Source organism: Pseudomonas sp. GNP014, assembly GCF_054344005.1.
In genome coordinates this window covers 56,651-70,356 of record NZ_JBTGUS010000001.1, presented here as the reverse complement: position 1 = coordinate 70,356, position 13,706 = coordinate 56,651, and the positions used below count along the sequence as shown (strand labels likewise).

Annotated in this window: 12 protein-coding genes; all 12 read left to right on the top strand. The window is 61.8% G+C overall.

The window, feature by feature from the left end; genetic code table 11:
- Window positions 1-337: 337 nt before the first annotated feature.
- Genes mraZ through ACXX9E_RS00265 form a run of 12 tightly spaced genes read left to right on the top strand, consistent with a single transcriptional unit; the run spans window position 338 to window position 13,706 of the window.
- Window positions 338-793 (top strand): division/cell wall cluster transcriptional repressor MraZ, encoded by a 456-nt coding sequence (mraZ, locus tag ACXX9E_RS00320; RefSeq protein ID WP_007917012.1) that lies wholly within the window; start codon window positions 338-340, stop codon window positions 791-793.
- Window positions 790-1,737: a 16S rRNA (cytosine(1402)-N(4))-methyltransferase RsmH gene (gene rsmH / locus ACXX9E_RS00315; RefSeq protein ID WP_437180145.1), complete on the top strand. Its 948-nt coding sequence runs from the start codon at window positions 790-792 to the stop codon at window positions 1,735-1,737. Before mraZ ends, rsmH begins: the two co-directional genes overlap by 4 nt.
- On the top strand, window positions 1,734-2,027 hold the full coding sequence (ftsL, locus tag ACXX9E_RS00310; RefSeq protein WP_085700842.1) for a cell division protein FtsL: 294 nt from the start codon (window positions 1,734-1,736) through the stop codon (window positions 2,025-2,027). Before rsmH ends, ftsL begins: the two co-directional genes overlap by 4 nt.
- Window positions 2,027-3,766, top strand: coding sequence for a peptidoglycan D,D-transpeptidase FtsI family protein (locus ACXX9E_RS00305; RefSeq protein ID WP_186748495.1), 1,740 nt, complete (start codon window positions 2,027-2,029; stop codon window positions 3,764-3,766). Before ftsL ends, ACXX9E_RS00305 begins: the two co-directional genes overlap by 1 nt.
- Entirely contained in the window at window positions 3,766-5,229 is a 1,464-nt protein-coding gene (locus ACXX9E_RS00300; RefSeq protein WP_186748490.1) for a UDP-N-acetylmuramoyl-L-alanyl-D-glutamate--2,6-diaminopimelate ligase, read from the top strand. Before ACXX9E_RS00305 ends, ACXX9E_RS00300 begins: the two co-directional genes overlap by 1 nt.
- Complete coding sequence (locus ACXX9E_RS00295; protein ID WP_123463140.1) at window positions 5,222-6,589, top strand: UDP-N-acetylmuramoyl-tripeptide--D-alanyl-D-alanine ligase; 1,368 nt, start codon at window positions 5,222-5,224, stop codon at window positions 6,587-6,589. The genes ACXX9E_RS00300 and ACXX9E_RS00295 overlap by 8 nt, the downstream gene beginning before the upstream one ends.
- Window positions 6,589-7,671, top strand: coding sequence for a phospho-N-acetylmuramoyl-pentapeptide-transferase (mraY, locus tag ACXX9E_RS00290; RefSeq protein WP_015096766.1), 1,083 nt, complete (start codon window positions 6,589-6,591; stop codon window positions 7,669-7,671). The genes ACXX9E_RS00295 and mraY overlap by 1 nt, the downstream gene beginning before the upstream one ends.
- A gap of 5 nt (window positions 7,672-7,676) precedes the next feature.
- On the top strand, window positions 7,677-9,023 hold the full coding sequence (murD, locus tag ACXX9E_RS00285) for a UDP-N-acetylmuramoyl-L-alanine--D-glutamate ligase (RefSeq protein ID WP_186748491.1): 1,347 nt from the start codon (window positions 7,677-7,679) through the stop codon (window positions 9,021-9,023).
- A complete protein-coding gene (ftsW, locus tag ACXX9E_RS00280) occupies window positions 9,020-10,237 on the top strand; it encodes a putative lipid II flippase FtsW (RefSeq protein WP_047296416.1) in 1,218 nt (405 codons plus the stop codon). Before murD ends, ftsW begins: the two co-directional genes overlap by 4 nt.
- Window positions 10,227-11,297, top strand: a complete 1,071-nt coding sequence (murG, locus tag ACXX9E_RS00275) for an undecaprenyldiphospho-muramoylpentapeptide beta-N-acetylglucosaminyltransferase (RefSeq protein ID WP_458554906.1) — start codon at window positions 10,227-10,229, stop codon at window positions 11,295-11,297. The genes ftsW and murG overlap by 11 nt, the downstream gene beginning before the upstream one ends.
- Window positions 11,290-12,750 (top strand): UDP-N-acetylmuramate--L-alanine ligase, encoded by a 1,461-nt coding sequence (murC, locus tag ACXX9E_RS00270; RefSeq protein WP_123463146.1) that lies wholly within the window; start codon window positions 11,290-11,292, stop codon window positions 12,748-12,750. Before murG ends, murC begins: the two co-directional genes overlap by 8 nt.
- Window positions 12,747-13,706 (top strand): D-alanine--D-alanine ligase, encoded by a 960-nt coding sequence (locus ACXX9E_RS00265; protein ID WP_128615092.1) that lies wholly within the window; start codon window positions 12,747-12,749, stop codon window positions 13,704-13,706. Before murC ends, ACXX9E_RS00265 begins: the two co-directional genes overlap by 4 nt.

Here is a 13,706-nt window from a genome sequence, read left to right as displayed (position 1 = left end):
TATCCGGCAGCGGCAAACTCAGTAATAGCCATTTCCCACCTTGCTTCAATCAACAGCAGAAGCACCTTTGTAATACCGAAAAAATCTTACTCTTAACAAATTACTTTAACTTTCGAGCGCAGCTTTCAGTGCTGCCTCAAGTTATGGGTCGAATGCATCCGCCAGATTCTCGTTGCTTCTTCTTTTATGCTCCTAAATCTCCGTTCTGTAAGGGTTTTCCTTTAATCCGCGCCTTGACGGTGTGGTGGGCGCATTCCTATAGTGTGCGCAAGTGGCGGAAAGTGGCATGAAGTGGGTTTTTTGAGCTCAAAACGATAAAAATTGGAGAAACGCTGACGTGTTTCGCGGAGCTAACGCTATCAGTCTCGACGCAAAGGGCCGTCTCGCCATGCCGAGCCGGTACCGTGACGAGCTCGATTCGCGCAGTTCCGGCCAATTGATCGTGACCATTGATGCCGTTGATCCGTGTCTGTGTGTCTATCCGCTCGACGAGTGGGAAATTATTGAAACCAAGTTGCGCGCGCTCCCTTCACTTCGCGAAGAGAACCGTCGCCTGCAGCGTTTGCTGATTGGTAATGCCGTCGACCTCGAACTCGATGGCAGTGGTCGTTTTCTGGTTCCACCGCGTCTGCGCGAATACGCCAAATTGGATAAGCGCGCGATGCTGGTAGGCCAACTGAACAAGTTCCAATTGTGGGACGAGGATGCATGGAACGCGGTGTCTGCCGCTGACCTTGCTGCTATTCAACAACCGGGCGCGATGCCTGATGAACTGCGTGATTTGATCCTGTGACTATTGATAGCGGCTTTAACCACATCACCGTACTGCTTGACGAAGCCGTCGAGGCTCTCGCTGTACGTCCTGATGGCTGCTATCTGGACGGCACGTTCGGGCGCGGCGGGCATAGTCGGCTGATCCTCAGCCAGCTCGGGACGGACGGGCGGCTCATCGGATTCGACAAAGATCCACAAGCGATTGCCACCGGGCAAACGCTAGCGGCCGAAGACGGCCGCTTTGTCGTTGTGCAGCGCAGCTTTGCCGAGCTCGGCTCGGTGGTTGCCGAGCGCGGTCTGGCGGGCAAGGTCAGCGGCATTCTGCTGGATCTGGGCGTGTCGTCGCCGCAGCTCGATGACGCCGAGCGCGGCTTCAGCTTTCTCAATGACGGCCCGCTGGACATGCGCATGGATCCGTCCCGTGGCATCAGCGCGGCGGAATTCGTCAATACCGCACCGGTGGAAGAAATTGCCCGGGTGTTCAAGGAATACGGCGAAGAACGTTTCTCCGGTCGCATGGCCCGTGCCGTGGCCGAGCGTCGCGATATCAAGCCTTTCGAGCGCACCGCCGACCTGGCTGAAGTGCTGAAAGTCGCCAACCCGGCTTGGGAAAAGGGCAAGAACCCGGCCACCCGTGCGTTCCAGGGTTTGCGCATTCACGTCAACAACGAGCTGGGCGATCTGGAAGCCGGCCTTGATGCCGCGCTGGAAGCGCTGGAAGTGGGCGGCCGGCTGGTCGTGATCAGCTTTCACTCGCTGGAAGACCGCATCGTCAAACTGTTCATGCGCAAGCTGGTGAAAGGCGAAGCCGACAACCTGCCGCGCAACCTGCCGGTTCGCCACGTGGCGTTCGAACCGAAAATCAAAATTCATGGCAAAGCGCAGACGGCCTCCGATGCCGAACTCAAAGCCAACCCTCGTTCCCGTAGCGCCGTCATGCGCGTCGCGGAGAAGTTGCGGTGAGCAAGCTTTTCGCCAAGCCCCTGCCGGGCGGCAGCTTTCTGATGCTGCTGCTGTTTATCGGCGTGCTCGTGTCGGCCATCGGCGTGTCTTACAGCGCGCACTGGAACCGTCAGTTGCTCAACACCCTGTATAACGAGCTCAGCGTGCGCGACAAGGCGCAGGCCGAGTGGGGGCGCCTGATTCTCGAGCAAAGCACCTGGACCGCGCACAGCCGGATCGAAGTGCTGGCCACCGAACAACTGAAAATGCACATCCCTGGCGCGGCTGACGTGAAGATGGTGGCGCCATGATGAAACTCGAAGGGGCACTCTTTCCGTGGCGCTTCCGGGTGATGGTGGCGCTGCTCGGCATCATGGTTGCGGCGATCTGCTGGCGCATCATCGACCTGCAGGTAGTCGACCGTGATTTCCTTAAAGGACAGGGCGACGCACGCAGTCTTCGTCACATTCCGATTCCGGCGCATCGCGGCCTGATCACTGACCGTAACGGCGAGCCGTTGGCCGTGAGTACCCCGGTGACCACCCTGTGGGCCAACGCCAAGGAAATGCAGACGGCCAAAGAAAAGTGGCCAGCACTCGCCGCCGCGCTGGGTCAGGATCCGAAAGCCCTGACTGAACGCCTCGAGGCCCAGGCCAACAAAGAATTTATTTATCTGGTGCGCGGGTTGACCCCCGAGCAGGGCCAGGCCGTGCTCGACCTTAAAGTGCCGGGCGTGTATGGCATCGAAGAATTCCGCCGGTTCTACCCGGCCGGTGAGGTCACCGCGCACATGGTCGGCTTTACCGACATTGACGATCACGGGCGCGAAGGCGTTGAGCTGGCCTACGACGAGTGGCTGGCCGGGGTGCCGGGCAAACGACAGGTCATCAAGGATCGGCGCGGACGGCTGATCAAGGATGTCCAGGTCACCAAAAACGCCAAGGCCGGCAAGCCCTTGGCGTTGTCCATTGACCTGCGTCTGCAGTATCTGGCCAACCGCGAATTGCGTAACGCCATCATCGAGAACGGTGCCAAGGCCGGTAGCCTGGTGATCATGGACGTGAAGACCGGCGAGATTCTGGCCATGGTCAACCAGCCGACCTACAACCCGAACAACCGGCGCAACCTGCAACCGGCGATGATGCGTAACCGCGCGATGATCGACGTGTTCGAACCGGGTTCGACCATGAAAGCCATCTCGATGAGCGCCGCGATCGAAACCGGCCGCTGGAAGCCGAGCGACACCGTCGAGGTGTATCCGGGTTCGCTGCAGATCGGCAAATACACCATCAAGGACGTGTCGAAGACCGAAGGTCCGGTGCTCGACCTGACCGGCATTCTGATCAATTCCAGTAACGTCGGCATGAGTAAGGTCGCGTTCGATATCGGCGGCGAAACGATTTTCCGCCTCGCGCAGAAAGTCGGCCTCGGCCAGGACACCGGCCTCGGTTTCCCGGGCGAGCGCGTCGGCAACCTGCCGAACTACCGTGAGTGGCGCAAGGCTGAAACCGCAACGCTGTCGTACGGTTATGGTATTTCCGTGACCGCGATCCAACTGGTGCACGCGTTCTCGGCGCTGGCCAACAACGGTCGTCTGGCACCGCTGACCCTGATCAAAACCGACAAGATGCCGCAGACCACGCAAGTGCTGCCGGAAGCCGTCGCGAAAACCATGCAAGGCATGCTGCAGCAAGTGATCGAAGCGCCGCGCGGCGTGTTCCGTGCGCAGGTGCCGGCGTATCACGTGGCAGGCAAGTCGGGTACTGCGCGTAAGACCTCGGTGGGCACGAAAGGCTACGCGGAAAACTCTTATCGCTCGCTGTTCGCCGGTTTCGGTCCGATGAGCGATCCGCGTTACGCGATTGTTGTGGTGATTGATGAGCCGTCCAAGGCCGGTTACTTCGGTGGTCTGGTTTCCGCGCCGGTGTTCAGCCGTGTGATGTCCGGCACCCTGCGCCTGATGAACGTGACGCCGGACAACCTGCCGACGACGCAACAAGCCAACGCCACCCCGGTCGTTCCGCTGAAAGCCAATGGAGGGCGCGGCTGATGTCATTAAGTCTGAACAAAATATTCCCCCACGCCGGCCACGATCTGTTGATCCGTGAATTGGCGCTGGACAGCCGCAACGTGCGCGCCGGCGATTTGTTCCTCGCGGTGCCGGGCGGCAAATTCGATGGCCGTGCGCACATCGCCGATGCCTTGCAGCGCGGCGCGGCAGCGGTGGCCTATGAAGTGGAAGGCGCCACTGTGCTGCCGATCACCGAAGTGCCACTGATTCCGGTCAAAGGTCTGGCGGCGCAGCTGTCGGACATCGCCGGACGTTTTTACGGCGAGCCGAGCCATCATCTGAACCTGATTGGCGTGACCGGCACCAACGGCAAGACCAGCGTGACCCAATTGGTCGCACAGGCGCTGGATCTGCTCGGCCAGCATTGCGGCATCGTCGGGACCCTGGGTTCCGGCTTCTATGGCGCACTGGAAAGCGGCCTGCACACCACGCCGAATCCGATCGCCGTGCAAGCGACCCTGGGCGACCTGAAAAAGGCCGGCGCCAAAGCCGTGGCCATGGAAGTCTCGTCCCACGGCCTGGATCAAGGCCGGGTCACGGCGCTGGCGTTCGACGTCGCGGTGATGACCAACCTGTCCCGCGATCATCTGGATTATCACGGCACCATGGAGGCGTACGCCGAGGCCAAGGCCAAGCTGTTCGCCTGGAATGATCTGAAGTGCCGTGTGGTCAACCTCGACGACGATTTCGGTCGGCAACTGGCCGCTGAAAAACGTGAGTCGCGCCTGATCACCTACAGCTTGCTCGACAGCAGCGCTTATCTGTTCTGCCGCGAAGCGCAGTTCGACGACCATGGCGTGCGCGCCACATTGGTGACGCCGCAGGGCGAGCATCATTTGCGCAGCACGCTGCTGGGTCGTTTCAACCTGAGCAACGTACTGGCTGCCGTCGGCGCCTTGCTCGGTCTGGACTACGCCCTCGACGAAATTCTCAAGGTTCTGCCGAAACTCGAAGGCCCGGCCGGTCGCATGCAGCGTCTGGGCGGCGGCACACAGCCGCTGGTGGTGGTCGATTACGCCCACACCCCGGACGCGCTGGAAAAAGTCCTGACAGCATTGCGCCCGCACGTCAAAGGTCAGTTGCTGTGCCTGTTCGGCTGCGGCGGCGACCGTGATCGCGGCAAGCGTCCATTGATGGCCGAAGTGGTCGAGCGTCTGGCCGATCAGGTACTGGTGACCGACGACAACCCGCGCACTGAAGATCCTGCGGTGATTTTCGATGACATCCGCGCCGGGTTCACCGCTGTGGATAAAGTCACGTTCGTGGCGGGCCGTGGTCAGGCGATTGCGCAATTGATTGCCGGCGCCTCGGCTGACGACGTGATCGTCCTGGCCGGTAAAGGTCACGAGGACTATCAGGAAATCAACGGCGAGCGCCACGCGTTCTCCGATCTGGTCGAAGCCGATCATGCCCTCACCGCATGGGAGGTGGCCCATGCTTAAGGCCCTGACATTAAGTGAACTGACCAACGTGCTCGATGCACGTCTGATCAGCGGCGATGCGCGTTTCGACGGCGTCAGCATCGACAGTCGCGCGATCAAGCCCGGCCAGCTGTTCATTGCCCTGACCGGTCCGCGTTTCGACGGTCATGACTACCTGAACGATGTTGCCGGCAAAGGCGCCGTCGCTGCCTTGGTCGAACGCGAAGTCGCTGACAGCACCTTGCCGCAACTGCTGGTCAAGGACACCCGTCAGGCCCTCGGTCAGTTGGGTGCATTGAACCGCGCCGCGTTCACTCAGCCGGTCGCCGCCATTACCGGCTCCAGCGGCAAGACCACGGTCAAGGAAATGCTCGCGAGCATCCTGCGCACTCGCGGCGCCGTGCTCGCCACTCGCGGTAATCTGAACAACGACCTGGGCGCACCGCTGACCTTGCTCGAACTGGCCCCGGAACATACCGCGGCCGTGATCGAGCTGGGGGCTTCGCGCCTGGGCGAAATCGCCTACACCGTGGGCTTGACCAAGCCGCACGTGGCGATTCTGAACAATGCCGGCACCGCTCACGTCGGTGAGTTCGGCGGCCCGGAAAAAATCGTCGAGGCCAAAGGCGAGATCATCGACGGCCTGGCGGCTGATGGCGTGGCGGTGCTCAACCTCGACGACAAGGCTTTCGGTATCTGGAAGCTCCGAGCCGGCGGACGCAAGGTGCTGACCTTCTCCCTGGGCAATCCTCAGGCAGACTTTTACGCCAGTGACCTGAGCACCGATGCCCGGGGTTGCCCGGCTTTCAACCTGCATACACCTGAAGGTGTCGAGCATGTTCAGTTGAACCTGCTCGGTACCCATAACGTCGCCAATGCCATGGCCGCCGCCGCTGCCGCCCACGCCTTGGGCGTGTCGCTGTTCGGCATCGCCACCGGGCTGGGTGCCGTGCAACCGGTCAAGGGCCGCACCGTCGCGCAACTGGCGAAAAACGGCATGCGCGTGATTGATGACACTTACAACGCAAACCCCACCTCCATGTGTGCCGCCGTTGATATACTCGCCGGCTTTTCCGGCCGCACCGTTCTGGTGCTCGGGGATATCGGCGAGTTGGGCGATTGGGCGGAGCAGGGGCACCGCGACGTGGGCGAGTACGCCCGGGGCAAGGTTTGCGCACTTTACGCAGTCGGACCGAACATGGTTCACGCCGTAAAGGCATTCGGTGAACAGGCGCATCACTTCGGCACGCAAGCCGAACTGATCCAGGCCCTCGACGCCGAGCAGGACACAAACACCACCATTTTGATCAAGGGTTCGCGCAGTGCAGCGATGGAAAACATCGTTGCGGCTCTGTGCGGGTCCAGTCTGGAGAAACATTAATGCTGCTGCTGCTAGCGGAGTATCTGCAACAGTTCTACAAAGGCTTCGCGGTCTTCCAGTACCTGACCCTGCGCGGGATCCTCGGTGTACTGACCGCGCTGGTTTTGTCGCTGTGCTATGGCCCGTGGATGATCCGCACCCTGCAGAACCGTCAGATCGGTCAATCCGTTCGTAACGACGGCCCGCAATCGCACCTGTCCAAATCCGGTACGCCGACCATGGGCGGCGCGCTGATTCTGTCTTCGATCGGTGTCAGCACCCTGTTGTGGGCGGACTTGAGCAACCGTTACGTGTGGGTCGTGCTGCTGGTGACCCTGTTGTTCGGCGCCATCGGCTGGGTCGACGATTACCGCAAGGTCATCGAAAAGAACTCCCGTGGCTTGCCGAGCCGCTGGAAGTACTTCTGGCAGTCGGTGTTCGGCCTCGGTGCGGCGATCTTCCTTTATATGACCGCTGCCACCCCGGTGGAAACCACCCTGATCCTGCCGATGCTCAAGGATTACAGCATTCCGCTGGGCGCCGGTTTCATTGTGCTGACCTACTTCGTGATCGTCGGTTCGAGCAACGCGGTCAACCTGACCGACGGCCTCGACGGTCTGGCGATCATGCCGACGGTGATGGTCGGCGGTGGCCTGGGCATTTTCTGCTACCTGTCGGGTAACGTGAAATTCGCCGAATACCTGCTGATTCCTTACGTTCCGGGCGCGGGCGAGCTGATCGTGTTCTGCGGCGCGCTGATCGGTGCCGGCCTGGGGTTCCTCTGGTTCAACACCTATCCGGCACAAGTGTTCATGGGCGACGTCGGTGCACTGGCGCTCGGCGCGGCACTGGGCACCATTGCGGTGATCGTCCGGCAGGAAATCGTCCTGTTCATCATGGGCGGCGTGTTCGTGATGGAAACCCTGTCAGTGGTCATTCAGGTTGCCTCCTTTAAGCTGACCGGTCGCCGTGTGTTCCGCATGGCGCCGATTCACCACCACTTTGAACTCAAGGGCTGGCCCGAGCCGCGTGTGATCGTCCGTTTCTGGATCATCACCGTGATTCTCGTGCTGATCGGCCTTGCCACCCTGAAGCTGAGGTAGAACGAGTGTCTCTGATCGCTTCTGACCACTTCCGCATCGTTGTCGGCCTCGGCAAGAGCGGCATGTCCCTGGTTCGCTTCCTGGCGAACCGGGGCGTGGCGTTTGCTGTGGCCGATACGCGGGAGAATCCACCGGAACTGGCCACGCTCAAGCGTGACTATCCGCACGTGGAAGTGCGTTGTGGCGAGCTGGACGTGGAATTCCTGTGCCGTGCCGACGAGCTCTACGTGAGCCCCGGCCTGGCGCTGGCGACCCCGGCCCTGCAAGCCGCTGCAGCGCGAGGCGTGAAACTGTCCGGCGACATCGAGCTGTTCGCGCGTAACGCGCAGGCGCCGATCGTGGCCATCAGCGGTTCCAACGCGAAAAGCACCGTCACCACCCTGGTCGGCGAGATGGCGGCAGCGGCGGGCAAGCGCGTTGCGGTCGGCGGCAACCTCGGCACTCCGGCGCTGGATCTGCTCAGCGACGACGTCGAGCTGTACGTGATGGAACTGTCGAGTTTTCAGCTGGAAACCACCGACCAGCTCAACGCCGAAGTGGCCACCGTGCTGAACATCAGCGAAGACCACATGGACCGCTACAGCGGCCTGCCGGCGTATCACCTGGCCAAACACCGGATCTTCCGCGGCGCGAAGCAGTTCGTGGTCAACCGTCAGGATGCGCTGAGCCGTCCGCTGATGGGCGAGGGCCAGCCTTGCTGGACCTTCGGCCTGACCAAACCGGACTTCAAGGCTTTCGGTATCCGCGAAGAAGACGGCGAGAAGTATCTGGCCTTCGAATTCCAGAACCTGATGCCGGTGCGCGAGCTGAAGATTCGTGGCGCGCACAACCAGTCCAACGCCCTCGCGGCACTGGCGCTCGGCCATGCGGTGGGCCTGCCGTTCGATGCGATGCTCTCGGCACTGCGCACTTTCGCTGGCCTCGAACATCGCTGCCAATGGGTGCGTGATCTCGATGGCGTGGCGTACTACAACGATTCCAAAGCGACCAACGTTGGCGCCGCTCTGGCCGCCATCGAAGGCCTCGGTGCGGACATCGCCGGCAAGGTCATTCTGATTGCCGGTGGCGATGGCAAGGGTGCCGAATTCAACGATCTGCGCGATCCGGTAGCGGCCAACTGCCGCGCCGTAATCCTGATGGGCCGCGACTCTGACAAGATCGGCGAAGCCATTGGCGACGCCGTGCCGCTGATTCACGCCGGTTCGCTGGTCGAAGCCGTCGAGCAATGCCGTGCGGTCGCCCAACCGGGTGACGTGGTGCTGCTGTCGCCAGCCTGCGCCAGTTTCGACATGTTCAAGAATTACGAAGACCGTGGTCACCAGTTCGTCCGCGCCGTGGAGGATCTGGTATGAGTCTGCGCAATATCATCAAGCCGTACCCGTCGCCGATCATCACCGGGCGTGGCATCGACCTCGATTTCCCGATGCTCGCCGGTTGCCTGGCGCTGCTGGGCCTGGGCCTGATCATGATTGCCTCGGCGTCCACCGAAGTGGCGGCGGCGCAATCGGGCAGCGCGCTGTACTACATGATTCGCCACCTGATCTACGTGGCGCTGGGCCTGGGTGCCTGCATCGTGACCATGATGATTCCGATCGCCACCTGGCAGCGTCTGGGCTGGATGATGCTGATCGGCGCATTCGGTCTGCTGGTGATGGTGATCGTCCCGGGGATCGGCCGTGAAGTGAACGGGTCGATGCGCTGGATCGGTTTCAGCTTCTTCAACGTTCAGCCCTCCGAGATCGCCAAGGTGTTTGTGGTGATCTACCTCGCCGGTTATCTGGTACGTCGTCAGAAAGAAGTGCGCGAAAGCTGGATGGGCTTCTTCAAGCCATTCATCGTGCTGCTGCCAATGGCCGGCCTGTTGCTGATGGAACCGGACTTCGGTGCCACCGTCGTGATGATGGGGGCGGCGGCAGCCATGCTGTTCCTCGGCGGGGTCGGGTTGTTCCGCTTCTCGCTGATGGTGGTGTTGGCGGTCGGCGCCGTGGTCCTGCTGATTCAAATGCAGCCGTACCGGATGGCGCGTCTGACCAACTTCGCCGACCCGTGGGCCGACCAGTTCGGCGCCGGCTATCAGTTGTCGCAGGCGTTGATCGCTTTCGGTCGCGGTGAGTGGCTGGGCGTCGGCCTTGGCAACAGCGTGCAGAAACAGTTCTACCTGCCTGAAGCACACACCGACTTCGTGTTCTCGGTACTGGCCGAAGAGCTGGGCGCGGTCGGTTCGCTGTGCACCGTGGCGCTGTTCGTGTTCGTATGTATTCGCGGCATGTACATCGGCCTGTGGGCCGAGAAAGCCAAACAGTTCTTCGCCGCTTATGTGGCTTACGGTCTGTCGTTCCTGTGGATTGGTCAGTTCCTGATCAACATCGGGGTGAACGTCGGCCTGCTGCCGACCAAAGGCCTGACCTTGCCGTTCCTCAGTTATGGCGGCAGCTCCCTGGTGATCTGCTGCGCCTGCCTTGGCTTGTTGCTGAGGATCGAGTGGGAGAGTCGAACCCACCTGGGCAGTGAAGAGATGGAATTCCATGAGAGCGACTTCGCCGAGGAGCCGAACCATGGGCGCTAACGTATTGATCATGGCCGGCGGCACCGGCGGCCACGTGTTCCCGGCGCTGGCCTGTGCCCGCGAGTTTCAGGCACGCGGCTACACCGTGCACTGGCTCGGCACACCACGCGGGATCGAAAACGATCTGGTCCCGGCGGCCGGCCTGGAACTGCACCTCATCCATGCCACCGGTTTGCGTGGCAAGGGCAAGCTGTCGCTGCTCAAGGCGCCGTTCATGCTGCTCAAATCGGTGTGGCAGGCGCGGGCAATCATTCGTCGGCTGAAGCCGGTGTGTGTCGTCGGCTTCGGTGGTTATGTGACCGGTCCAGGCGGTCTTGCCGCGAAACTGGCCGGTGTGCCGGTGATCGTTCACGAGCAGAACGCCGTGGCCGGCACCGCCAATCGGTTGCTGGTGCCGTTCGCCGCCCGGGTGTGTGAAGCGTTCCCCGACACATTTACTCTGTCGGACACCCGCCGTACCACCGGAAACCCGGTGCGCAGCGAGCTGTTCCTCGAAACATTGCGACCTGCCCTGGCCGGCCGCAAAGCGCGTTTGCTGATCCTTGGCGGTAGCCTGGGCGCAGAACCGTTGAACAAGTTGCTGCCTGAAGCCCTGGCCCAAGTCGCTGCCGATTTGCGCCCGGAAGTGTTTCATCAGGCCGGCAAAAACCACGATGAAGTGACTGCAGAGCGCTACCGCGCCGCCGGCGTGGACGCGCAGGTGCAGCCGTTCATCAAAGACATGGCCCAGGCCTATGGCTGGGCTGACCTGGTGGTGTGCCGCGCAGGCGCGTTGACCATCAGTGAGCTGGCTGCCGCCGGTCTGCCGTCGATGCTGGTGCCCTTGCCCCACGCAATCGACGATCACCAGACCCGCAACGCCGATTATTTGGCCCGCGAAGGCGCTGCCTTCCTGATGCCGCAAAGAACGACTGGCGCCGCAGACCTTGCCGCGCGCCTGACAGAGGTCTTGATGCAACCGCAACGACTTGAAGAAATGGCCCGAGCGGCCCGCCGTCTGGCGAAACCCGATGCCACCCGTAGCGTGGTCGACACCTGTCTGGAGGTGGCTCATGGTTGAGAATCAGAAAGCCATGCCACAACCGGAAATGCGCCGCATCCGACGCATCCACTTCGTCGGTATCGGCGGCGTGGGCATGTGCGGCATCGCCGAAGTGTTGCTGAACCTGGGCTATGAAGTGTCCGGTTCCGACCTGAAAGCCTCGCCGGTGACCGAGCGCCTGGAATCGTTCGGTGCGCACATCTTTATCGGCCACCGTGCCGAGAACGCCGCGACTGCCGATGTGCTGGTGGTCTCGAGTGCTGTGAACACCTCCAACCCGGAAGTGGCGACCGCCCTCGAGCGTCGCATTCCGGTGGTTCCGCGTGCCGAAATGCTCGCCGAACTGATGCGCTATCGCCACGGCATCGCCGTCGCCGGTACGCACGGCAAAACCACCACCACCAGCCTGATCGCTTCGGTGTTCGCCGCCGGTGGCCTGGACCCGACGTTCGTCATCGGTGGTCGTCTGAACGCGGCGGGCACCAATGCCCAGCTGGGCACCAGCCGGTACCTGATCGCCGAAGCCGATGAAAGCGATGCGAGCTTCCTGCACCTGCAACCGCTGGTGGCAGTGGTGACCAACATCGACGCCGACCACATGGCGACCTACGACGGTGACTTCAACAAACTGAAGAAAACCTTCGTCGAATTCCTGCACAACCTGCCGTTCTACGGTCTGGCGGTGATGTGCCTGGACGATCCGGTGGTGCGGGAAATCCTGCCGCAGGTCAAACGTCCGACCGTGACCTACGGCTTCAGCGAAGACGCCGACGTACGCGCGATCAATGTGCGCCAGCAAGGCATGCAGACGTTCTTCACCGTGCTGCGACCGGATCGTGAGCCACTGGAAGTCTCGGTGAACATGCCGGGCAACCACAACGTACTCAACTCGCTGGCGACCATCTGCATCGCCACCGACGAAGGCGTCAGCGATGAAGCCATCGTCCAGGGCCTGTCCGGGTTCCAGGGCGTGGGCCGACGTTTCCAGGTCTACGGCGAACTGCCAGTGGACGGCGGCAACGTGATGCTGGTCGACGACTACGGTCACCACCCGACCGAAGTCGCCGCGGTGATCAAGGCCGTGCGCGGTGGCTGGCCGGAGCGCCGTCTGGTGATGGTCTACCAGCCACACCGCTACAGCCGCACCCGCGACCTGTACGACGATTTCGTCAATGTCCTGGCCGACGCCAACGTGCTGCTGCTGATGGAAGTCTATCCGGCCGGCGAAGAGCCGATTCCGGGTGCCGACAGCCGCAAACTGTGCAACAGCATCCGCCAGCGCGGTCAGCTCGACCCGATCTACATCGAGCGTGGCGTCGATCTGGCGCCGCTGGTCAAGCCGCTGCTGCGTGCCGGCGACATCCTGCTGTGCCAGGGCGCAGGTGATATCGGCGGACTCGCGCCGAAGCTGTTGAAAAGTGAATTGTTCGCCGGCGCCGTGGCCGCGTCGGTCGAGGGGAAGTTGAAATGACTGCTGCCTACGCCAACCTGTTCTCCACTATCGCGCCGAAAGACTTCGGCCGTGTCGCCGTGCTGTTCGGTGGCCTGAGTGCCGAGCGTGAGGTTTCGCTGAAGTCCGGTAATGCTGTGCTCGAAGCGCTGCAGAGCGCCGGGGTGGACGCGTTCGGCATCGACGTTGGCGCCGACATTCTGCAACGTCTGCTCAGCGAAAAGATCGACCGCGCCTTCATCATTCTTCACGGCCGTGGCGGTGAAGATGGATCGATGCAGGGCCTGCTCGAAGTGGCGGGCATTCCGTACACCGGCAGCGGCATTCTGGCCTCGGCCCTGGCGATGGACAAACTGCGCACCAAGCAGGTCTGGCATAGCCTCGGGATTCCGACGCCGCGTCACGCCGTGCTGTGCAGCGAAGCCGATTGTATTTCGGCGGCGACGGAACTGGGCTTCCCTTTGATCGTCAAACCGGCGCATGAAGGTTCAAGTATCGGGATGGCCAAAGTGAGTTCTGCGTCCGAGTTGATCGACGCATGGAAAGCGGCCAGTACCTACGATTCGCAAGTCTTGGTCGAACAATGGATTCAAGGTCCGGAGTTCACCATCGCCACCCTGCGTGACCAGGTGTTGCCTCCTATTGCCCTGGGTACACCGCACACGTTCTACGACTACGACGCCAAGTACATCGCCAACGATACCCAGTACCGCATTCCGTGCGGGCTGGATGCCGCCAAGGAAAAGGAACTCATGGATCTCACGGCCAAGGCCTGTGAGGCGCTGGGTATTGCCGGTTGGGGCAGGGCGGACGTGATGCAGGACGCCGACGGGCAGTTCTGGTTTCTCGAAGTGAACACCGCTCCGGGCATGACCGACCACAGTCTGGTGCCGATGGCTGCCCGTGCGGCCGGTCTGGATTTCCAGCAACTGGTTCTGGCCATTCTGGCCGCCAGTGTTGAAGACGCTAGAGGTTAA